General features: G+C 40.3%; 19 protein-coding genes. 4 read left to right on the forward strand and 15 right to left on the reverse strand.

Annotation, left to right across the window (positions count from 1 at the left end; genetic code table 11):
* Positions 1-249: 249 nt before the first annotated feature.
* Complete coding sequence (locus tag RMY64_RS09780) at positions 250-738, reverse strand: TIGR00725 family protein (RefSeq protein WP_322686062.1); 489 nt, start codon at positions 736-738, stop codon at positions 250-252.
* Between the two features lie 195 nt (positions 739-933).
* Positions 934-1,209 (reverse strand): UBP-type zinc finger domain-containing protein, encoded by a 276-nt coding sequence (locus tag RMY64_RS09785; RefSeq protein ID WP_322699903.1) that lies wholly within the window; start codon positions 1,207-1,209, stop codon positions 934-936.
* Positions 1,210-1,461: 252 nt separating this feature from the next.
* Between RMY64_RS09785 and RMY64_RS09790 the strand changes: the two genes are divergently transcribed.
* Together RMY64_RS09790 and RMY64_RS09795 are read left to right on the forward strand one after the other, a co-directional pair.
* Complete coding sequence (locus tag RMY64_RS09790; protein ID WP_322686060.1) at positions 1,462-3,222, forward strand: Rieske (2Fe-2S) protein; 1,761 nt, start codon at positions 1,462-1,464, stop codon at positions 3,220-3,222.
* The gene (locus RMY64_RS09795; protein ID WP_322699904.1) at positions 3,219-3,959 is read left to right on the forward strand and encodes a gamma-glutamyl-gamma-aminobutyrate hydrolase family protein; all 741 of its coding nucleotides are present in this window, start codon (positions 3,219-3,221) and stop codon (positions 3,957-3,959) included. Before RMY64_RS09790 ends, RMY64_RS09795 begins: the two co-directional genes overlap by 4 nt.
* A gap of 244 nt (positions 3,960-4,203) precedes the next feature.
* Here the strand turns inward: RMY64_RS09795 and RMY64_RS09800 are convergent, their stop codons facing one another.
* The 6 genes from RMY64_RS09800 to RMY64_RS09825 all read right to left on the reverse strand — a co-directional run bounded on the left by RMY64_RS09800 (position 4,204) and on the right by RMY64_RS09825 (position 10,617).
* Positions 4,204-4,668, reverse strand: a complete 465-nt coding sequence (locus tag RMY64_RS09800; protein ID WP_322699905.1) for a cupin domain-containing protein — start codon at positions 4,666-4,668, stop codon at positions 4,204-4,206.
* 589 nt (positions 4,669-5,257) lie between these two features.
* The gene (locus RMY64_RS09805) at positions 5,258-5,434 is read right to left on the reverse strand and encodes a hypothetical protein (protein ID WP_322686057.1); all 177 of its coding nucleotides are present in this window, start codon (positions 5,432-5,434) and stop codon (positions 5,258-5,260) included.
* A gap of 331 nt (positions 5,435-5,765) precedes the next feature.
* On the reverse strand, positions 5,766-6,335 hold the full coding sequence (locus tag RMY64_RS09810) for a hypothetical protein (protein ID WP_322699906.1): 570 nt from the start codon (positions 6,333-6,335) through the stop codon (positions 5,766-5,768).
* Positions 6,336-6,485: 150 nt separating this feature from the next.
* Positions 6,486-6,692 carry a high light inducible protein gene (locus RMY64_RS09815; protein WP_322673011.1) on the reverse strand — a complete coding sequence of 69 codons (207 nt, stop codon included), beginning with the start codon at positions 6,690-6,692 and terminating at the stop codon, positions 6,486-6,488.
* A 263-nt stretch (positions 6,693-6,955) separates the two neighbouring features.
* Entirely contained in the window at positions 6,956-8,656 is a 1,701-nt protein-coding gene (gene crtO / locus RMY64_RS09820; protein ID WP_322699907.1) for a beta-carotene ketolase CrtO, read from the reverse strand.
* A gap of 215 nt (positions 8,657-8,871) precedes the next feature.
* On the reverse strand, positions 8,872-10,617 hold the full coding sequence (locus RMY64_RS09825; RefSeq protein WP_322699908.1) for a KAP family NTPase: 1,746 nt from the start codon (positions 10,615-10,617) through the stop codon (positions 8,872-8,874).
* Between the two features lie 890 nt (positions 10,618-11,507).
* Between RMY64_RS09825 and RMY64_RS09830 the strand changes: the two genes are divergently transcribed.
* Positions 11,508-12,971, forward strand: coding sequence for an MFS transporter (locus RMY64_RS09830; protein WP_322699909.1), 1,464 nt, complete (start codon positions 11,508-11,510; stop codon positions 12,969-12,971).
* Between the two features lie 20 nt (positions 12,972-12,991).
* Here the strand turns inward: RMY64_RS09830 and RMY64_RS09835 are convergent, their stop codons facing one another.
* The 5 genes from RMY64_RS09835 to hflX form a co-directional block, all read right to left on the reverse strand.
* Positions 12,992-13,720 (reverse strand): DUF72 domain-containing protein, encoded by a 729-nt coding sequence (locus RMY64_RS09835; protein WP_322699910.1) that lies wholly within the window; start codon positions 13,718-13,720, stop codon positions 12,992-12,994.
* A gap of 129 nt (positions 13,721-13,849) precedes the next feature.
* Entirely contained in the window at positions 13,850-14,056 is a 207-nt protein-coding gene (locus RMY64_RS09840; protein WP_322673016.1) for a hypothetical protein, read from the reverse strand.
* A 404-nt stretch (positions 14,057-14,460) separates the two neighbouring features.
* Entirely contained in the window at positions 14,461-15,732 is a 1,272-nt protein-coding gene (locus RMY64_RS09845) for an ATP-grasp domain-containing protein (RefSeq protein ID WP_322699911.1), read from the reverse strand.
* A 186-nt stretch (positions 15,733-15,918) separates the two neighbouring features.
* Positions 15,919-16,791: an isoaspartyl peptidase/L-asparaginase family protein gene (locus RMY64_RS09850; protein ID WP_322699912.1), complete on the reverse strand. Its 873-nt coding sequence runs from the start codon at positions 16,789-16,791 to the stop codon at positions 15,919-15,921.
* Between the two features lie 15 nt (positions 16,792-16,806).
* Positions 16,807-18,495, reverse strand: coding sequence for a GTPase HflX (hflX, locus tag RMY64_RS09855; protein ID WP_322699913.1), 1,689 nt, complete (start codon positions 18,493-18,495; stop codon positions 16,807-16,809).
* Positions 18,496-18,832: 337 nt separating this feature from the next.
* Here hflX and RMY64_RS09860 point away from each other — a divergent pair, with 337 nt between their 5' ends.
* Positions 18,833-18,982 (forward strand): hypothetical protein, encoded by a 150-nt coding sequence (locus RMY64_RS09860; RefSeq protein ID WP_322673020.1) that lies wholly within the window; start codon positions 18,833-18,835, stop codon positions 18,980-18,982.
* A 202-nt stretch (positions 18,983-19,184) separates the two neighbouring features.
* Here RMY64_RS09860 and uvsE read toward each other — a convergent pair whose 3' ends face one another.
* Together uvsE and galE are read right to left on the reverse strand one after the other, a co-directional pair.
* Positions 19,185-20,141: a UV DNA damage repair endonuclease UvsE gene (uvsE, locus tag RMY64_RS09865; protein ID WP_322699914.1), complete on the reverse strand. Its 957-nt coding sequence runs from the start codon at positions 20,139-20,141 to the stop codon at positions 19,185-19,187.
* A 247-nt stretch (positions 20,142-20,388) separates the two neighbouring features.
* Positions 20,389-21,375 (reverse strand): UDP-glucose 4-epimerase GalE, encoded by a 987-nt coding sequence (gene galE / locus RMY64_RS09870; RefSeq protein ID WP_322699915.1) that lies wholly within the window; start codon positions 21,373-21,375, stop codon positions 20,389-20,391.
* Positions 21,376-21,425: the final 50 nt, after the last annotated feature.

Genomic DNA, 21,425 nt, shown 5'->3' on the forward strand with positions numbered 1-21,425 from the left:
TTATAAGGCTACGGTGTACACACAAGTCGAATTACCCCCCTTAATCCCCCCTTGTTAAGGGGGGAAACAAGAGAATTTAGTTCCCTCCCCTTTACAAGGGGAGGGTTAGGGTGGGGTAAAAGGCTAGTTGCTATTTCAGACTTGTGTCTATACAGTAGGCCTCCTGCCTCAAAACCAGTGAATTTGTACCTCATGCACTTGAAATATGCTGTAGTTAATGTACGTGAGAAGAATTTACTGATTTACCAATTAGTATAAAATTGTTTTGGCAGTAGCGATCGCCCGCTCTACACTCTCCACAATATAAACATTTTCTGGCGACAATTTTTTAAAGAAAAGTTTACTTTCTTCATCATTAGTCAACAAAATTACTTGCTTATTTGCTTTCAAAGCTAGAGCAATTTCTGAAGCAGTTCCTGCACCTATACCGCAAGCAATCACCAAATCGCTGCTAAGAACATTAATATTGTTTCTAGAATTACCCATGTCTGTGAAAATAGCAATATCTACCCAAGAGGACATACCATCCTGATTCTTACCTGGAAGAATACCAATAGTTAAACCATCAGCAGATTTTGCACCTTTACTTACTGCATCCATTACCCCTACATTTCTACCACCAGTGAGTAAAATCCATCCTTGTTTGGCAATAAGTTGACCTAATATATAAGCATTTTGTAAATCATTTGCTGTCGCATTTTCTCCCCTACCCATAACCCCAATAATAATTCTTCGCATAAAATTTCGGATGATACTGGTTTTCAACCACAGTTGAAAGCGGTTTCCCTGAAAAGGCGATTGCCTCTTTTGATAATGTCAGAGTTCATCATCTGTAACATCTGCGATTCAACACTCACCGAAGGAGCTACTTTTTCCTGAAACTGCAAGCGTCTCCAGTTCCTCTGCACTCTTTCGATCCTGTATTGCCTCACTTTAATAGTTTTTTGCCTGCTCATCCAAAAAACACCATAACCACTGTTCTCCTAACTCAGCCGAGCTAATTACTGAATGTCCAGTTTCTTCATAATGCCGTCGGGCATGTTGATGAAGAGAAGAATCACAGCACAGCATCTTACCGCAACTTTGACAAATACGGAGATGTACCCAGCGACCGTTTATTTTAATACACTCTTCACAACGAAATACTAGGTAGTTTGCTTTAGAAATCAGAGTCTCCGCAGTCAGATTATCTAAATGTTCGCAGCTCATAGGAGTTTGAATGAGAGGTTAATCAGAGTATATATTAGTGCAGCGAAACACAGCTAATTTTGTCAGTTAAGTAATAAACCTGACAACCTTCGATATCACCAGCCAAAATTCGGTCATGCGCTTTGTAGTCGCAGTAGTACTCAGTCGCTTCGAGTATATTAACAAAAATTAGTATTGTACAAATGGTCGAAGAAAGAAAAATTTTGTCAGAGTAGAAGTAAGGCTTTTGATATTTACTTGTGTGTAAATTAAATGACTCAAATATTTAAAGAAACGACCAAGAAAGACAATTATACCCGTGTTGCTCAACTTACAGATGTTCAGGCAGCAGGCAGTTTGGTAATCCGCAAAGAAAAGCATACTATTGTCTTGTTTTACTCAGACAATAAAGTTTATGCAATTGATAACCGTTGTCCCCACATGGGTTTTCCCCTACAAGGTAGCACTTGCAAAGATGGTATTGTTACCTGCCCTTGGCATTATGCCCGCTTTGATATAGCTAGTGGTGGAACCTTTGACTCTTGGGCAGATGATGTGCCGGCATTTCCTGTAGAAATCCGTGATGGTGAAGTTTGGGTGAATTTAGCACCGCCAGCTAATTTTCATGCCCACCACCGCCAACGCCTTGAAGATGGTTTAGAGCAGAGTATTTCCTTGGTGATTGCCAAATCAACGATCGCACTGTTAGATATAGGAGTAAATCCGGCTGAACCATTTCAAATCGGGCTACAATTTGGCACTCGTTATAACAAAACAGGTTGGAGTGCAGGTTTAACTATCCATACCTGCACGATCAATCTCTTACCTTATCTCGATGAGGAAGACAAACCTCGTGCTTTATTTCACGGACTTTCGGCAGTCGCTAATGATAGTGCAGGTGCGCCGCCTCTGTTTGTCGTTCAGCCGTTGCCCAACTCTACAGTTGATTTTCCGACTCTTAAAAGCTGGTTTTGCCAGTTTATTGAGGTACGGGATGCTGAAGCCGCACAAAGATGTCTGGTATCTGCGATTCGCTTAGGGGCTAATTTAGAGCAAGTTGCGGATATGCTGTTTTCATCGGCTACAGATCATCGTTATCTCGACATCGGGCATACCCTTGATTTTATTAACAAAGCACTGGAAGCACTTGATATTGTTGGTTGGCAAGCTGCGGAATCTGTTCTACCTAGCTTAGTTTCGGGTTTAGCTAGTGCATCCCGGATGGAAGAATCTAATTCCTGGCGCTACCCTGTAGATTTGGTAGCAATATTAGAGTCGGCTTTTGAGCAATTACCCAATATTTTAAATGCGGGAAAATCTCAACGAGGAACTTGGGCAAACTCAGAGCAATTAATACCAATTTTATTAGGTGAAGACCCACAAGCGATCGCCGACTCTCTACTGAATGCCCTAGAAGCTGGTTGTACAGAAGAACAATTAGCAAGTGTAGTTACTTATACGGCAGCACTGCGTGTAGCTCGTTTTAATACTAACAATGACTTTGGAGATTGGAATTCCGCACATCATCCATTCACTTTTGCAAACGCTGTGCATCAAGGTTTACGACGAGTGCCAACAGTAGAACTACTCAGAGGCGTGTTTGATGCGGCGATGAGTGTTTATTTGAATCGTTTTTTGAATGTACCACCAGCACGACTTCCAGAACCCAAAGACTCCGTTGCAAATCCCGAAGAATTGCTCCAGCAGCTACCCGATTTATTAAATCGTCAACAGCAAGTTAACCAGACAGGTCAATTAGTGGCTAATTATTTATATAGTGGTGGCAAGCCTGAAAGACTGATGGCGATGCTAGGGAAAATGATGCTCAGAGAAAACCGTGATTTTCATGTTATTCAAGAAATAGAAGCCGCTTTTCGTCAGTATTCTTTATTAGGTGACACTCCTGCTGGGGTTCATGTATTAGTTGCTGCTGCTCGGTATTTAGCAGCCCATTCTCCCACAATGCGATCGCAAGCACAAACCTATCAAATCGCTTATCGTTTACATAAAGGCGATCGTTTATTTGAGGAATGATGAGTAGAAAATATCGAAAACCATTGATTGGGATTACAACTTACGGTCGCCTTGCACCATTACCATTTTCTCTGCCAAGTGAATATATAGATGCAGTCCGTAAAGCAGGTGGCATTCCCATATTATTACCACCAGGAGAAATTGAACTTGGAATACTTTTAGATTCTTTGGATGGTTTAATCATTTCTGGTGGTGGAGATATTCACCCTGCTTGCTACAATGGTTTTGCTCATCCGACTATTTATTCTGTCGATCGCGAACGTGATGCTTTTGAATTGCAGCTTGGCAAGTTAGCTCTTGAACGTCATCTGCCGATATTAGGTATTTGTCGGGGTTTACAAATTCTTATCGTTGCCAGTGGAGGTACTCTAATTCCTCACATTCCAGATGTTTACGGTACATCTGCATTACATCGTCTAGAGCCTGAACCTGGACGACGTTTACATACAGAACATCTCGTCACGATAGATGGAGAAAGCCTTTTAGCTGAGTGTTTACAAAATTCTCGCATATCTGTAGTTTCTTGGCATCATCAAGCAGTAGATAAAGTACCGCCTGGTTGGCGGGTTGTTGCTCATGCCTGGGATGATGGAGTCATTGAAGCTGTGGAGCACGAACATCATCCTTGGGCAATCGGTGTACAATGGCATCCTGAGCTTTCAATTCTCGATCCCAGTAATCAAAAACTTTTTCTAGCTCTCGTTCAGGCTGCACATATAAGACAGGAATGCCACTAAGATATTCAAAACCAATACCTTTTCCCTTTCCCCTTTCCCCTTTAACCGAACCGTATTGAGTGTTGTTCTTCTTCGGTTGATACTTTCAAGTAATATCATGTCCGCCAAATTACCCATAATAAAAGAACCCCACCCCCAACCCCTCCCCGCCTGCGGGGAGGGGAGACAAAGCACAGCTTTGGCGGGGTGGGGTTCTTCGGCTTTAATAAGCAATCAAGCGGACATGATATAACACCGCCAAGAATTAAATCTCTACTGGCTCCTGATCGAATTTCCGCATCAATTCTACAAGAGCATTTCGGTCTTGAGTCTGTCCTTCCTTGAGCAGTTCGGCTAACCCTTCAAAATACTTTTCGCGTTCTCCTGCTGGACAAAACATGATTAATAATTTTGCAGGCTGAGTTCCTCGGTTAGCGAATGTATGAGGCGTATTACGTGGAACTAATACAAATGCCCCTGGTTGTCCCTGCACTATCTGATTACCAACTTGAATTTCTACTTCTCCTTCTAATACATAAAACATTTCTTCCATTTGTCGATGAATATGCAGTACCGGGGCAGTTCCACCTGGTTGTATTAAGTTTTCAAACAATCCCAAGTGACCATGAGTATCAGCACCAACTACTTTAAATGTTATTTCGCTATTACCAGTAGTTAGATGATTACCTTCTCCTGGCATTAACACAATTTCTTGAACTGGTAAACTCATCAATACTCCTAGTTATAAAAAGTTATTTTTAAATCTTTAATTTAGAGGCTTAAGCGTTTCTTCAATCAATCACTACTAGATTATATTTGTATTCTGTAAGAATTTATAAACTCAAACATCCCTCAATAGATAAGTTTTTTACAATACAATCGTAGTCTCGCCATACGTGTCAACTTAAGCTAGAAATGGCTTCACTGTTGGCTTCATCACCCGCCTAGAACTAAAGTTCCAGGCTAACAGCTCAAGTCATCTAAAGATGACTAAAGATTTTCCGGGATATTTAGTCATCTTTTAGATGACTTTTGCTATGAGCAAGGAACTTCAGTTCCTTGCGGGACATCGGTTTTACGTTAAGTTGACACCAATGGCGTCTCGCCCGCCCAATATATGCAAGTTAAATGTGGAACAGCTTATTTGCCAAAACTAGAACTGCTCCTCCATCATAAGAAAAGTATGACAGTGCTTTTAACCCAATAAGGGCTTTTGATAAACTAAAAGCACCGCCATACATTTTGCTGAGGATCTTGTTATATTTGAAATTATTCAATGCGCTCAAAAAAACCAAAACTTCCTACTTTAATAAATCGGATTAAAACCGAATAAGTCCGTAATAAGCACTTGCAGCAACTAGAACAATTGTTAATACTCCCAAAGTTATGCTAAGTACAAATTGGATAGAGGTTTTTTGATTTAGAGCTTCTTTGCTTCCACCTTCAAGTGTTGTCCGTTCGGTGTTGTTAGAATTGTTTATGTTGTCAGTTTTCATGGTTTTATCCTGTTTGATTATTTATTACAATTTTGCCTTGAATCCGAAAAATTACATCTAACTTTAGGATTAACAAAAAAGGTAGAAATAACTAGATGGAATTGAACCTAATACCAATTCAAAATTAAAAATTCATGTATTAAGAAAGTCAGACAGAACAAAGGTATGTCCGTATGTATCTGTCGCATTCTTTTTTCAAATTGGTATAACTTTCATGGGCCTGATTTCAAATCGGCATCTCAAGCATCTCGCAAATTCCTTCTCACATCTGTTTTTCTTCGAGCCAATAGATCGTACCTAAGAGGATGTTTGAAATGTTTGAAAAAAAGCGCTAATTTGCCCCACCATTTGAAGCCTGCGGGGAATTATAAACGCCCCAATATTCAATACCCCGATCGCGTAATATGGGTTCAACGCGATGAATTTCTTCTTCTGAGCCTTCTAGTATGAGCAAATAATAACTCTGCTGGAGGCGATCGCTATAAACTCTGGCTCTTTCTTCAGGGATGCCTAAATCACCTAATGCCTTCAGTAAATTCTGATTTGCTGCGGCTCCCACAGCAACACCTGCGACGCTACTAACCAATGCTACACCTACAGAACCTGCTGCGAGTACTGCTCCTAAACCGGGAAGTGCTAAACTACTCAAACCAACTAACACGCTACCCCAAGTAGCTGCTGTCAGTGTGTCTCCTACGGCTCCAGTTGTATCGACATCTCGATCGCCAATGCGATCGCTTATCTGCGCCTCACCTAAGTTTTCACCTTGCTCTACATCTTTAGCAATAACAGAAACTTTTTCCATAGGAAAATTTGCAGTTTTCAATTCATTAATTGCCTGCTCTATTCCTTGAGAATTCGCAAATACTCCTAATGCATGTATTGTGTTTTTAGTTATCATATTTTTCTCCTTTAGATTATTGTATTCGTGCGTCCATATATAACCTCGGCATTAGACTCTAATTCACGAGTAAGTTTATTACAACGCTTCTAACTAAATTGTTATTTCTTGAATTATTTCCCCAAGGGGGGATAAATCATTAGTGAAGAATTAGCGAACCAAGTGGAGTACGTCACGCACTAAGCTATAACCAGCTAAATCCCAAAGTACGTAAGAAATAAAGCCAATCATCGCTAAACGCCCGTTCCACAACTCTTGTTGCGGATTCCATCCAAAAATCCAAGCATTGCGATCGACACCGTTATAGGCTTTAGCTTCAGTAGATAATTCAACCACTTTGTTAGTTTCAGTTGCCATTGCAAATATTCTTTAATAACTTTCCTACATCCACATGTTAGTTACTATTACGGTTTCAGTTCTCTGTCTATTGGGGAATCTGAAAGCGTCACGGGAAGTATCTCAGGGCATTGTCTAGACTTTTGATAGTTTTGACTAAAAAGCATTAGTAACTTGCATCAAAAAGCTTACCAAACCTTATCTGTAGCCGTTTCACTACTTCAGAATCAACTTTCAAATGACGCAATCTCCTAATGCTATTTACTTTTTTTATCAACAGTCTCTTAGTCTGATTCACTCCTTAAGACAGATGTAAGAGCAGATTTGATTGAACCTCCGGCTTCCTTGATTTTCTGGGCAATGGGTTGCTCATTATGCAAAAATACACGCGCACAATTGCGTCCCGGCAAACCGGAAATCGAACCACCCGGATGAGTTCCAGCACCAGTAAGATACAAGTTATCAATTGGTGTTTTATAGTTAGCTAATTCCGGCAACGGACGGAAGCAAAGCATCTGCTCTAAAGTCATATCGATGTGGTAATAATTACCTTTGTAAGTCCCTAACCGTTCTCCCAACTCAGCCGGACTTTCTACATGACGGGCGATGATTGAATGTTGCAGATTGGGCGAATATTGCGCCAGTTTATTAATCACTTTGTCTGCAACTTTGTTTTTCAGTTCATCCGTCCAACCCGTACCTTTTAACCCTGTACCGTCTGCACCAGCAATTTGATAAGGAGCAAAAAACTCTATCCATAATGTGTGCTTGCCTTCCGGTGCCATCGATGGATCGAGTCCGGTAGGCATTACCACATACATCGATGGGTCTTCATCAGGAATTTTACCCAGAGTAATCAGACTATGAGCTTGTTCTACATGATTGACAGAATCAGCAATCAGAATAGAACCCATCAGATAATTATCTTGATGATTGTGGTGGACAAAGCGCAACGGTTCAGATAAAGCACAATCAATTTTGAGGATAGTTTCATTGTTGTTGACGATGCGGCGGTCTAACCTTTCGCGCAAGTTGCGATCGCTATTATCGACATCGCTACTATCCATTAGTTGCAAGAATAGGCGCTTGGCATCAATACTTGAAATTACACCTTTATTCGCACGATATTCCTTGCCACCAGCAACCCGCACACCAACTGCTTTACCATTATCTACCAATACTTTTTCTACCTTTTGGTCGGTGAGAATCGTACCACCTTCACTTTTTACCATTTTCACCAAAGCTTCCACAAGTCCACCACTACCACCACGCGGTCTTGCCATACCGGGATTATGACGTAACATCATCATCATCGCCCCAAAGGACATAGCTTTTTGTGAGGGAGGGGAACTCAGTTCCGCTGAGAGTCTAGCCAGAGGTGCTTTGACAAACTCAGAATCGAAGTACTCGTTAATATTATCTGTGGCACTGCTGAGTAAGGTACGGAGTAAATCAAGGGTTGTGTTAGAGCCACCTAGAAGGGAAAATAAGTCTTGCAGACTATTGAGATTGTAATTACCAGCAATATCAACAATTGATTTGGGTGGTGCATTGAACAAAGGAGCAATCCCTGTGATAAAGCGCTGCCAAAAATCGGCATATTCAGCGTATTTTTGGGCATCACGCTGACTGTAACGGGCAATTTCCGCACAAGTCTTTTCCACGGATTTGTGAGCTAAGAAGTACTTCCCATCTGGATGAGGGCAAAAGGCAACTGGATCGCAGCTAAGATATTCCAAGCCGTACTTATGTAGTTCCAACTCTTGGATGACTGGCCCTAAGAAAATAAACAGATGGTTAATGGCGCAAGGACTAAATTTAAAACCAGGTGCTTCATCAGGCATAAGTTCTTCAGTTGTAGAACCGCCGCCGGGGAGCGATCGCCCTTCCAATAACAGAACGCTGTAACCAGCTTTTAGTAAGTAGCCAGCACAAACTAAGCCATTATGACCAGCGCCAATAATTACAACGTCATACGATTCCATGAGTGCAATGGGGGGATTAAAGTATATTCCCTGATATTAGAAAGTGCTGAAGATATCTAAATCTTTCGTGGGTTATAAAATATTTATATATCTAGTAGTAGTGTTTTGATCGCCAAGAAGTAAATTTATTTTTAACCCACTTTATTGTACGCAACCAAGAAACACTATAAATAAATCCAGAGTTCATATTATTTATAGCTAGTATCAGTTTTTACCTATATTCTTGTAGTCATTTCTTCTAGTTCTTTAAGGTGCTGTGCGTTCACAAGCCATTTCTCTTCATAGTTAGATTTATCTGTACCATATTGACTTTGTTGCTCTTTTAGTATTGCAATTTCATGATTAATTATTGGTAACGCTTTCCCTTGGGTAATTACTTTTTTTAGCAACTCAAACCGTGATGTTTCATTAATTTGACGCAAGAGTTGAGAGATACAACGACTAATAATAACTTCATTGCTAAAAGCAAGAATGCTATGAGATTCATCATCTTGAGATAATAATTGCTCGCTGACATCAAACAAAGCTTCTACAACTGAAGGGATGTAATTTACAGGAATTTCTTCAGTGGAATTTTCTAGCTGTTCTATAAACACCCTGGCTTGCGTTGTGCCGTTTGGAAGCTTTTGTTTAGTAAGTTCTATCAAAGAATTTCTAAACTTCTCTCTATTTTCAACCAAACCAAGGATAATTTTTATCTGAATATTAGACAATTCACTTGCTGATAACGACAGACGAAAATAAATAGGAAATATTTCTAAACTACACACACGTAGCTGTTCGCGCCATTCCAATTGCTTTTCATCTAAAGAAGTATTACCCAAAATGAATTTTAATTTAGGAAAAAGGTGCATTAGCAGGTTTTTAATAGGCTGCTTGTCTTCATCTCGCAGTTGAGCAATCCAGGTATTCAGAAGATTCTTGAGTTCGTCTATTGAAAGGTTTATCTCTCCTACAAAAATATGAGGATTTTGATGGATTATACTATAAATTTTTGGACAAAAGACTCGCAAAGACTCAATGGCAAGGAAATCAACAGGATTTACTTCATCTTTTACTGCTGGATACGTCACCATTAAAGTATTAATAAAACGAGTAATATCGCGAATGTTAGTAATAAAGTGTTCTATTCCTTGAAAGTAAATATCACCCCAGCGACTTTGGTTTATTTGTTGTTTTGGAGTTTCCGCAAATATATGATCGAGCTTTTCAAAAAGCAGCCTGCGAAGTGAGGTTTTATCAGCAATAGGTAACTCAAAACTAACTTGAATAATTTTTTCTAAGTATGTTTCTTCAGATATTTCTTTAGTATCTGCAATTTTTCTCATGATAATTTCTTTATCAAAAACCAGAAGATAGACAAGATTAGTAAAATTTCGCATTGCTTTAAAAATACGAAATAACTGCTTGATATCTTCCGCAGCCAACCGATCGATATCATCAATTGTTACAACTATTCGCCTCTGCTGCTGTACTAGCGTGTCTTCTACTTCTTCTTTTAATTCGCCAGCTTCTTTGTCCCTATCGTCCAATAATGCTGCTAATGCCTTGCCAGTTTGAGCATAAGGTAGAGGAATATCTGAAATAATGGCGGCAAAATCAGCTACTCTCTCCCTCAAACCTTTTGGCACAGATGACTCTTTGCTTAAAACGTTTTTTAATTGGTCAAAAAAGCGCCTTGTAATATTTTCGTGTCCAGAGAATAACCACGGATTAAAAGGAATGATGATTGGTTTCTCCTCCTCTGGCTTTTGCTGAAGATAGTGAACTACAAAGTTTAATAATGTAGATTTGCCAGAGTTCCAAGAACCGTAAACTGCAATAATGAAACCTTCAGGAAAGCTCATTTTACAAATGCTGTCTGCTAGATGCTTGGCAAAGTTCGCATTTCCTAGCAGGTCTTTTTCAGGATCGACTAAGGAGCTATCTGCCGATATATCGTTAATTTCTGTCTGTGCCATAAAAGAGTTTTTGATTCATGTTGCGATCGCCTCTATCGGGGCGTAGCTCATCGTGACACATTCAGTAGCATGAGCAATGATACCTTAGGATAGAAATTTTCAGTGAAATAATTTCCTCAAGACTTATGCAATTGGTTTTAGATTACTTATTTGGCATCACTGAAATTAAAAGGTTAAATAGACAAACAGCGTATATGGTAAATTTTATCTCCACATTATCTAAAAAGAGTACTTAAATAATTTGAATTTAACCCCAATCATAACTATTGGCTAGATAAATCAGCATTCTTTATGTCTATGTGTACTCGTAGAAGCTAAATTTTTATATCTTTCTGTAAAGGTATTAATCCTCAAGAATGATTTTGAAAATATCCTATTATTTTGTCCTCACAAAATAATAATTAACTGCTAAATTTACTACACTAAAGCTTATATAGCAATCCGAATTGAAACGTGAGAAAACACTGAGATTAAAAGTGGGTGTTTTAAAGCCTTTCAGCGATTTTCTCTCTCACGAATGATTTAGGATTGCTATAGGAAAATCGTATTAACTTTAGGCCAAAGAATTTACTTGTGAGATAGAAGCCTAACCACAGTTATATAGCAAAGTGCTGTTAGCGTCAGCGGGGCGTTTAGCCCGTGGTGAGTAAAAACCCAGTCAATTTAAGGCTTTGAGCAATTAACACTGTCCTAACCTATATGACTACGGCTATATGTTAGTTATTTCTGTTCAAGCAGTTTATAGTCAACACTTACTATAGACTAGTTCTTCAGGATAAGTAAGCAATTGCAATGCTTTAGAACTTATTGATTAAATCTTATATAAATTTTACTAATTGTGGGTAATAGTAGCTATAACAATTTAATTCTTTAAATATTGACTAAATAATATGGTTCAGCCCCAAGAAGATGACATTTCAGTAGAAGCTAGTTCTCTTCCCCCTGTCCCCATTCAAGAAATCTCAGAGGATAGGGCATTAACAGAGACGGTACTTTTCCCAACTCCAAAACTGTTTCTAAAAATTCCTAAGCCAAAAATTCGCCAAAGTCTCAAGGCGTTAACTTTTGAAAGTGTCTTTGCTGCGGTTCTTTATAGTATCATCGGCGGCGCGTTGCTCAGTAATTTCTTGCTAGAGTTAGGCGCTGGGGCAGCCGAAATTGGTCTACTCGCGGCTATCCCTCAGATGGTGAATCTACTCCAACCACTGGGAGCGTATTTGATAAATCGAAGTACCAGCTTCCGTTGGTATTTCATGTGTATTTTCATCCCGTCGCGGCTGCTATGGTTGATTCTTCTACCAGCGATTTGGTTGGTTAGTTCATCTCGTATTACTGGATACCAAGTAGTACAGTTGACATTGGCAATTCTCTTAGTAGCTAATATCATCGAAGCTTTTGGTCGTGCGCCTTGGCTTGGGTGGTCAGCTGTGTTAGTACCTCAACGGTTGCGGGGGCGATATTTCGGCTTTCGCAATAGTATTCTCGGCTTGACTAACCTTGTTGGTGTGCCTCTGCTAGGTTTAGCGGTATCAGCTTGGCCTGGTGGAACCCTTCAAGGTTATGGTGCAGTCTTGATTCTAGGAATCATTTTAGGGCTAATCAGTGTGGGCTGCCAGTTGTGGATGACTGATATAAACCCGCAGCTTTTAAAAGTTGGAGATTCAGACACATCACACCCACAGCCCCAAGGAATAGATTTGAGCTTGTTTAAAGATGCTAATTTTTTGAAGTTTGTGCTTTACCTGAGCATCTGGTGCTTTGCTGTTAACATCAGCAATCCTTTCTTTAACCTCTATATGCTGGATAATCTGGATATAGATATTAGTATAGTAACGATTTATCACGGCTTAGGAACTGGCGCGAATATGCTAATGCTGCTTTTGTGGGGCAAACTAGCCGACCGAATTGGGAATCGTCCACTACTACTATTAGTGGGAATCTTAGTGGCGGTGACACCTCTGCTGTGGCTTTTGGTTGGAAGCGATCGCATTTCTTTTTGGATCTGGCTACCCTTGTTACACATACTAGCTGGCGCAACGTGGGCAGCAATTGATTTGTGTACCAACAATTTGATGATGGGAATAGCACCGTTGGGTCATCAGTCGAGTTATTTTGCGATCGCAGCTGCAATTGCTGGTATCACTGGAGCAATGGGTATTACTGTCGGTAGCTTTTTAGCAACTCTGCCCGGTATTGCGGGTTTGCTGGGGTTATTTGTTCTCTCAGGCTTACTACGCATGGCTGCACTTGTACCCTTAGTTTTTGTTCAGGAGCAACGCTCTATACCACTAGGCCAGCTAATGCGATTCTTATTCCCAATGAAGCAGTCAACCGATCTGATAGAAGTGGAATAATAAGTTTTCAATTATGTATTTCAACAACATCCCAGCAAACTATAGAGTCGTTGAGCATCACGAATAGCGTTTCCATCGGGGTCGTTGTTGAAATACATGTAAACGTCAATCTCCTGCATTAGAAATAAATGGATACGTTCAACCCATGTAGATAATTCTTCATCGGTATAACCTACGTTCCATTGCCCACTGTGCATACGGATATAAGTCCAAGGGGCAGTCAAACAGATATCAAGAGGAACTGTTGGGCTGACAGGTAGACAAAGAGCTACACCTGCACTTTCTAATAGTTGGTAAATTTGTGGAATCAGCCAACTTGAATGACGAAATTCAACTGTAAATCTTTGTTGAGGGTAGGTTTGCAGTAATTCTAAAAAGGGCTGAAGACGTTCAATATTAATCTGCCAAGTATGAGGAAATTGAAATAAAATAGGGCCGAGCTTTTCTTGCAATCCAGATGCGCGTTCCATTAGGCGAGATAGCGGCTCTATCGGGTCTTTTAATTTCTTCATGTGGGTGAGATAGCGGCTACCTTTAACAGCAAAAATAAAGTTAGATGGTGTTTGCTTGCACCAAGTTTCAAAGACAGACCGTTCTGGCAAACGATAAAAGGAAAAGTTAATTTCTACAGTGGAAAAATGTTGAGCATAAAATGATAATTGCCGATCGCTAGGCAAATGTGGTGGATAGAAAATATCCATCCAATGCTTATAAACCCAACCACTAGTACCAATTTGTAGCTTACTCATTCAGTTATATTATTCTTTTGATGTTATACAATGTAAAATTAATTAAATTTGTTCGTAATAAGCGGCTACAGCCATATTTTAAAGGCTACAGCCGCTTACTATAAAAATTTGATATCCTTAAAATAATTTTCAAGTTAGTAGTTGATGGCTGAATTTTTGGAGTTGAAGTTGAACCCAATCACCACCTTTACTTATACATTGATGGCATATATCTCCATAACCTTCGCCTTGGTCATTGCATACAATTAACCTGGCTCGATCTGTCTGAGAACTTTGCTGGCAAATTAAACATATTTTACTAGTTTTTCCTGTATTACATTCTATTTGGAATTTCATGTCTATTTTCCTAATTAAATATATTTAAATAAAGTCTAAATTATGTATTTTATATTTATACTTTTTGAATACTTTTTTATAGGAAAAAGTGCATTAAAAATAAATTTTATGCTTTATTAGTTTGTTTTAACTGTGTGACCAATGTAGCGACTAGAAGTATCATTATTGATTTTTATCTCAAATAATTCTGCTTTTTAACCTTTAATTTGATTATTTAAACCCTGAAACAGGATATTTTGAAATATTTTATAGCCGTAGTCACACAAGTTAGGACATTTGGAAAGAGTGAATGCTAGAGTTAGCAATAGTTTTACCTCCTGCCCTCTGCCTCCTGCTATAAAGCTACTCCCAAATTTCTACGATAAATGAAAATTGATAATGCCAGATATCAACAGAGGCGGTGTTTAAGGGAGCCATTGTAATCCCTTATCCTGTAATTTCTGCTCGATATGCTGCATTTCCTGGATAGTTTCTCCAGTCACGATCGCATAAATATCTGTGTAGATTTTTCCGTATTTGATTTTCTCTAAAGCCGACAGAACGATTAAGTCTTTGCGATCTAGTTCTGGTTTTAAAGTGGCTAAAATTGAATCCAACGCTCCTTCCATGCGGTAGTCACTGGAATATTTAGCTACTCCCTTTCCTAGCCCCAGTAGGGTATTACGCTGCAAGCACAATGGAGTCGAGCCATTGACTCGGAAATTGGCATCGATCGCATAAAATTGTCCGTCTCGATCTTCCAGCACATCAAAGCCAATCACGCCGAAATAACCCTGTTTGTGAGCATACTGACCAACGTTAGCAATCATCTCAAAGAACTTGCTCATGTCAGTGTTGCGGTAGTCAATCAGTCCACCTAAATAGTTACCTTCTGGAGTGACGAGTTGGCCGGTAGTGCCAATAAGGGTTATCTCTCCTAGCTTGTTGACATAGAATTGTACGCAGTAATTTTGCACCTCATTCTTGACGAACTCCGAGACAATAATCGTATTGAGCAACTTAATATCAAGATACTTCCTAATTTCTTCAAGGCAGTAGTTCAAATCGCTGGGACTTTTGATGATATAAGTGCCTTCTCCTGAGAGTCCGTGGGATGTTTTAATTAAGTAGGGATATTGTGGTAACTGAATGTCTTCAATATTTACTTGGTGCAGATTGTAGCTTTCGTATTTTGGACATTGCACCCCCAATTCGGCTAGGGTTACTTTGCTGAGTAAGCGGTAATGAGTGTCTGGATCAACAGCGTGTTTTTCAGGTTTGAGGCGATCGAAGGGAAATAGACTAATGAGTTTGTCAAAGCGTTCGCTGTGGCTAAGATCATCCAGATAAGTCGAGCAATCCATCATTTCAATATTGGACTGGCTGAAGCCGAAATGCTCTTGCCAGTATTCAAGCAGCGACTTTGGCGGCGGAATAATCACAATTCCAGGAATGCGATCGCCTAATACAGCCAGATTTTTCCACGGTTCCTTCTGACAAATCTTGTCGAAGGAGGTTTTGGTGGCTTCACTACTGCCATCTTGAATAAAATATTTTTTTCGGTTAGGATAAGCAGCCCAACTGGCAGTTGCAGGGTAATTTAAAATAAACCCATAAGATGCATCTGTGATATCTTGAGCAAACAAGTCAGAAAGAGAATTCCCTTGAAAGTATTGAAAGTTATATTTTGAATTCATTTAGTCCTCCGAGAAACCGCATCCCCAAAGGGGATGCGGTTGTTTATAGAAAACGATTCTCCTGCATTTCCAAATAATACCAACTTTAAAAAATAAAGCTGTATATTTAAACTTGAAAACTCAGATGTAATTTGGCTTCATTAATTACGCATTACCTGAGCGTAGCCCATTCCGAATTGGTATGAGTTATTTCTTAGTAAAGGCAGCCACCTTATCTTGTCCTACAGTCATATAAGCACAAGCCATGTGTGATGAGTTATACGCCCAGCCAACGCGTCCTTGACGGTCTATGAGGATGCACCCCGCTTCACCTTTAACCTTAGAAACCAAAGCGTCAATTGCCATTTGTGCAGCTTCATCTGGATGGCGATCGCCACTCAAAAAATCGATCGCAGTTTTAGCCAAAACCACCGGGATAATCGACTCGCCATCACCTGTTGTTGAGCAACCGCCGATTTTATTATCAGCATACAAGCCACAACCAACAAGTGCAGTATCACCGACGCGACCTTGTTGCTGCTTGGTAGTGCCGCCAGTTGAAGTGCCAGCAGCTAGGATGCCGCTAGCATCCAAAGCTACACAACCTACGGTGTTGGGGCGATCGATTACTTCTCGATCTTCCTTCCACTGCTCCAACTGTTCCTCAGCTATTAAGTCTTCTTTTTTGCACATTTCAGCCCCGGAATCTATGGCGAAGCGTTCTGCACCCCGCGCTACTAGTAGTCTGGGTTTATCATCCATAATGTTCCGTGCAACCGAAATTGGATGACGGATGCCCTGAGCTGCTGCAACTGCTCCCCAACTTAATGAGCCTTCCATAATCGCCGCGTCTAATTCCACTTCTCCATCACTATTGAGAGTTGCACCGAGGCTAGCGTTAAATGTCCGATCGGATTCCAGAACTCGAATCGCTGCTTCTACAGCTTCTGCGGCCGTACCTCCACTGATTAGCACTGCCCAACCAGCCTCTACTGCTGCTGTACAGCCTGCATTGTTGGCTGCAACCTTGTCGTCCGTGATGGTTTTTGCTCCACCGTGAACAATGATAGTCGGTGTCATATAATTCCTTCTTGTTTAGTATGAATTTTGTGGGACTGCAACTGCTTCAACTCTTTCGTCAATTAGTTGCAGCGATCGCATTTTGAAAGTCTCTAAACCCAAGCGCTGGGTTGCTGATATAAACACAGCTTCGGGATACTCTTGTTGAACTCTAGCCAAGGTTTCGCTATCTACTTGGTCAACTTTGTTAAAAGCAATCAAACTTTTTTCTGGAATCTCAGGCATTTCTTCGAGTATTTCCAGCACACTTGCAATATGACTTTCCCAAGCTGGATGGGACAAATCCACGACATGAATCATCGCATCAGCCTCAACTACTTCCTCCAATGTGGCGCGAAACGCATCCATCAGTGGTGGTGGAAGTTCGTGAATAAACCCTACAGTATCCGTGAGCAAAATCGATCTGCGTTCGTGTGTTTCTGGTTCTGTAATTACCACCTTGCGGGTTGTTGGGTCGAGGGTAGCAAATAGTTGATCTGCGGTGAAAACCTCCGCATTGGTTAACACATTCAGCAAAGTAGATTTACCAGCATTGGTATAGCCAACTAATGCCAGAACCGGAATTTCTTGCTGTTGTCGTTGTTGTCTAATTCGGGCGCGATGTGCTTGTAATTGATTTACTTCTTCCTGTAGTTGAGCAATTCGTCGTTGAATTGTTCGCCGTTCCGTCTCTAGTTTTGTTTCACCAGGGCCTCGCGTACCAATCCCCGCACCTAATCGAGACATTTCCTGACCGCGACCGCGCAACCGAGGTAACATATATTCGAGTTGCGCCAGTTCTACTTGTAATTTACCTTCTTGAGTACGAGCGCGTTGAGCGAAAATATCCAGAATTACTTCTGTGCGGTCTACAACTCGGATGCCAATCTCTTGTTCTAAATTACGGGCTTGAGATGCAGAAATATCTCGGTCAAAAACGATTAGATTAGCTCTTAGTTTGTGAGCTAAAAGGGTGATTTCTTCAATTTTTCCCTTACCGACCACTGTTTGGGGATGGGCGCGCTCGCGCTTTTGCCGCATTGTATCAAGTACAATTCCTCCAGCACTTTCAACCAAACGCATTAGTTCTGCAAGTCCATCTTCAAATCGTTGAACTGAGACATCTTCTGTCTGCACTCCTACCAGCAGCACTCTATCTTGGTCGGAGACAATTTCTTGAGATAAGAATATTCCATCCCCTGCGTCAACAATTTCTCTTTCCCATTCTTCAACTAGTTCATCAAATTCCTGTTCGGTTATATCGTCCAAACTTAAAGGAGGTGAAATTACCCAAGGACTTTCTGAGTCAGGGAAAAGGTAAGCTAAAAAAGCTTCTTTTACTTCACCATCAATTGCGGTTAACATGACAAGAGCATCTAAGCGCTGACGTATCATTGCAACCAACGCGGCTTCATCAAGTGAATTTGATTTAAGTTGAGTAGCAACACAACGGATTCCGCTCAAACGTTCTGCACTGCGGCGGGGTAATTCTTCAGGTGGAATTTGAGTTTGACTGGGTGTTCCGACAGCAATTCGGATAATTTGCCCACGCCGATTGATATAACAACAAATCGGGTGATGAATTTGTTGACTAATTGTAGCTAAGGCTTGAGCAAATTCTGGCGTAAGAAATCTATCTGCTGGTTGATTTTGCTCATAAAGCTCTTGCAGTCGTTTAATCTGACTAGCTTTTATTCCCTGAACATTGCCATAAATTTTTTGCATAAAACTAATAATTTACAGGTTATTTTTATCTCTGTATATTTTCATTTTGGTCTTTTTAAATTTTGATTTAATCTACCAATAGAAATAAGCAATTTAGCTATAGATAATCACATCAAAATCAAGCTTCTATAAAATGGTTTATAGACCAATTAAGTGAGGTATTAACCATAAATGAGGCTGTAAACGTGTAAGAGATTGTTTGAAAAGTGGTTATGTGATATTTAGGCACTAACTGATCCCCCTAGCCCCTCTTTTTAAGGCTACGGTGTACACACAAGTCTCTTGATCTGCACCTTTGTTGCATCGTCTTGCACCTTTGTTGCATTGACCTGCACCTTTGTTGCATCGTCCTGCACCTTTGTTGCATCGTCCTGCACCTTTGTTGCATCGTCCTGCATCTTTGTTGCATCGTCCTACATTTTTGTTGCATCGTCCTGCATTTTTGTTGCATCGACCTACAAAAATTAACCCACCCTACGTTACATAGCAACTTTAAAAGACTTGTGTGTATACTGTAGCTTTTTAAGGGGGAACCGGAATCAAACTCCCCCAATTTATTGGGGGATTTAGGGGAATCTAGAACGTTTTGTTACCGAGAATAAAACTTTTCAAACATCCTCTAAGTTTCACTGTGGTTAACCCAGACACAACACCAGAGGTGCAGACAACATAGACTAGATGTCTCTAATTTATGTACAATTATTGTTCATTAGCCACCCAGAACGCAAAAGTGCGATCGCTTCTTCTTTTTGTTTGGCTTCGACTTCGATCCACGGTGCTTGGTAGTAAACGTTAGGCATATCGGTAATCAAATCGCTGTGTTTTCGGTCATTGAAAGCTTGCTCACCATTGGAAATATGCACTAATTGCCAATCTGGATTTTTCCAAGTTTCTCGCGCTGCGTAAAACATGGATGCTACACTCGGATGATCGTAGCTATCCAAATTTTCGTGGCAAATATGGTGATGGGCATCAAATACCATCGGCACACTAGCTTGCTGACATACTGCTAAAATTTCATCGGCACTATAGGCGTATTCATCGTTTTCTAAAGTCAAGCGGCTTTTGATATTTTCTGGTAGTTCGGAAATTACTTTTACTAGTTGTTCAGTCCGTTGAGATTTGCCACCATGAATATTCATCAATGACCAAGACGATCGCGGTAATCCCAGTAAGTCAAGTATACGTGCATGTCCTGCTAGATTATTAATACTTGCCTGTACTACTTCAGGGGAATCAGAACTTAGCACTACAAATTGATCTGGATGCAACACCATTCTGATGTTCAATGCATTTGCTCGTTGACCAATTGCTGCTAAATCAGCGCTCATTGCTTCTAATATATTTGCGCCGATTTCGTCTTCTAAGTCACTTAGGGGAAATAAATTAGAAGACATCCGATAAAGCTGAATTTTATTTTGCTGACAAAAGGAGAGGGCATCATGTAAGCGTTGTAAATTATGGCGATACAGTTCACTCAGGGCACTTTCGCGATCGCTAAGGGAAAGTTTTAAGTATCGGGTGCGTGTCATTGTCCGAAAGCGCACTTGTTTGTCTGAGGTGATGCAAACTAGCCCTAAAGAGGGCAGTGTACTTTTTTGGCACTGCTGTGCATTAGGTAAATTTTGAAACTCGATTACGCTCATTAACTAATACTGACTGATACTTGTTTTAAGCCATTCTTTAATTTAAACAAGTTCTTTCATTAGCTTACGAGTACCGAAAGAATGAATTTCTAATCCTTACAGGATGTTTTAAATTATAGGACTCATATTTGATTGCGTGAAAAAAACTCAGTACACCTTTATTCCTTCTTCCCAGTCCCCAGTCCCCAGTCCCTAGTCCCTAATCTCTACGAGTAATTCTCCGAATCAAATCGGATTGCTATAGTCTTTACTTATGTCGTTGTTGATGCCATTGCCAAGCATGGGCGATAATTTCGTTCAAATTAGGATACTCTGGATGCCAACCTAAAACTTTAGTTGCTTTGTCACTGCTGCCAACTAAAATAGGAGGATCGCCTGGTCTGCGATCGCGTTCTTCTATTTTAATTTCTTTGCCTGTTATCTCTTTAGCAGTTTCTATCACTTCTCTGACTGAAAAACCACTGCCATTTCCTAGATTAAATACTTCGCTCTCTCCCCCTTTGAGCAGATATTCCAAACCTAAAATATGAGCTTGTGCCAAGTCAGTCACATGAATATAATCGCGGATACAAGTACCATCTGGGGTAGGATAATCAGTGCCGAAAATCAAAATCGATTCGCGCTTACCAAAAGCAGTTAGCAGTACTAATGGGATGAGATGAGTTTCAGGTTCGTGGTCTTCACCCAACAACCCATTAGGGTCAGCACCTGCGGCGTTAAAGTAACGGAAACGTACAGACTTTAAATTGTAGGCTGTATCAAAATCAGATAAAATTCTTTCTACCATCCACTTGCTAGTAGCATAGGGACTAATGGGATCTTGCGGATGGTCTTCGGTAAGCGGAACAAACTTTGGTACACCATAAAGAGCGCAAGTAGAAGAAAAGATAAATTTATTAACTGATGCAGCAATCATTGCTTCTAAAAGCGTCAGAGTACCTGCAACATTATTATGGTAATATTTGGCTGGATTTGTGACAGATTCACCGACTGCGATATAAGCAGCAAAATGCATAACCGCAGCTATTTTGTGAGTTGAAAATATGTCATCAAGAAGAGTGCGATCGCTCATATCTCCAATAATCAAATTTACCTGCAAAACTTCTTCTACAAGTTCTCTATGTCCGTTCGATAGATTATCTAAAACGATTACTTTATAACCTGCGTTTTTCAGAGCTAATACAGCATGGGAGCCAATATATCCGGCTCCTCCCGTGACTAAAATAGTTGCCATAATTTTCCAATCGAGAATTGGGAACTTGTACTGAGCGCAGTCGAAGTATG

The sequence above is a fragment of the Nostoc sp. DedQUE08 genome, assembly GCF_034530895.1.
Lineage (GTDB): Bacteria > Cyanobacteriota > Cyanobacteriia > Cyanobacteriales > Nostocaceae > Nostoc.

Bases quoted from the DNA above. Each gene is read 5' to 3' on its own strand.
- RMY64_RS09780 (WP_322686062.1), bottom strand. From the start codon at position 738: ATGCGAAGAATTATTATTGGGGTTATGGGTAGGGGAGAAAATGCGACA.
- RMY64_RS09810 (WP_322699906.1), bottom strand. From the start codon at position 6,335: ATGATAACTAAAAACACAATACATGCATTAGGAGTATTTGCGAATTCT.
- RMY64_RS09800 (WP_322699905.1), bottom strand. From the start codon at position 4,668: ATGAGTTTACCAGTTCAAGAAATTGTGTTAATGCCAGGAGAAGGTAAT.
- crtO (WP_322699907.1), bottom strand. From the start codon at position 8,656: ATGGAATCGTATGACGTTGTAATTATTGGCGCTGGTCATAATGGCTTA.
- hflX (WP_322699913.1), bottom strand. From the start codon at position 18,495: ATGCAAAAAATTTATGGCAATGTTCAGGGAATAAAAGCTAGTCAGATT.
- RMY64_RS09795 (WP_322699904.1), top strand. From the start codon at position 3,219: ATGATGAGTAGAAAATATCGAAAACCATTGATTGGGATTACAACTTAC.
- RMY64_RS09790 (WP_322686060.1), top strand. From the start codon at position 1,462: ATGACTCAAATATTTAAAGAAACGACCAAGAAAGACAATTATACCCGT.
- RMY64_RS09785 (WP_322699903.1), bottom strand. From the start codon at position 1,209: ATGAGCTGCGAACATTTAGATAATCTGACTGCGGAGACTCTGATTTCT.
- RMY64_RS09850 (WP_322699912.1), bottom strand. From the start codon at position 16,791: ATGACACCGACTATCATTGTTCACGGTGGAGCAAAAACCATCACGGAC.
- uvsE (WP_322699914.1), bottom strand. From the start codon at position 20,141: ATGAGCGTAATCGAGTTTCAAAATTTACCTAATGCACAGCAGTGCCAA.
- RMY64_RS09815 (WP_322673011.1), bottom strand. From the start codon at position 6,692: ATGGCAACTGAAACTAACAAAGTGGTTGAATTATCTACTGAAGCTAAA.
- RMY64_RS09845 (WP_322699911.1), bottom strand. From the start codon at position 15,732: ATGAATTCAAAATATAACTTTCAATACTTTCAAGGGAATTCTCTTTCT.
- RMY64_RS09835 (WP_322699910.1), bottom strand. From the start codon at position 13,720: ATGAGTAAGCTACAAATTGGTACTAGTGGTTGGGTTTATAAGCATTGG.
- RMY64_RS09840 (WP_322673016.1), bottom strand. From the start codon at position 14,056: ATGAAATTCCAAATAGAATGTAATACAGGAAAAACTAGTAAAATATGT.
- RMY64_RS09805 (WP_322686057.1), bottom strand. From the start codon at position 5,434: ATGAAAACTGACAACATAAACAATTCTAACAACACCGAACGGACAACA.
- RMY64_RS09830 (WP_322699909.1), top strand. From the start codon at position 11,508: ATGGTTCAGCCCCAAGAAGATGACATTTCAGTAGAAGCTAGTTCTCTT.
- galE (WP_322699915.1), bottom strand. From the start codon at position 21,375: ATGGCAACTATTTTAGTCACGGGAGGAGCCGGATATATTGGCTCCCAT.
- RMY64_RS09825 (WP_322699908.1), bottom strand. From the start codon at position 10,617: ATGGCACAGACAGAAATTAACGATATATCGGCAGATAGCTCCTTAGTC.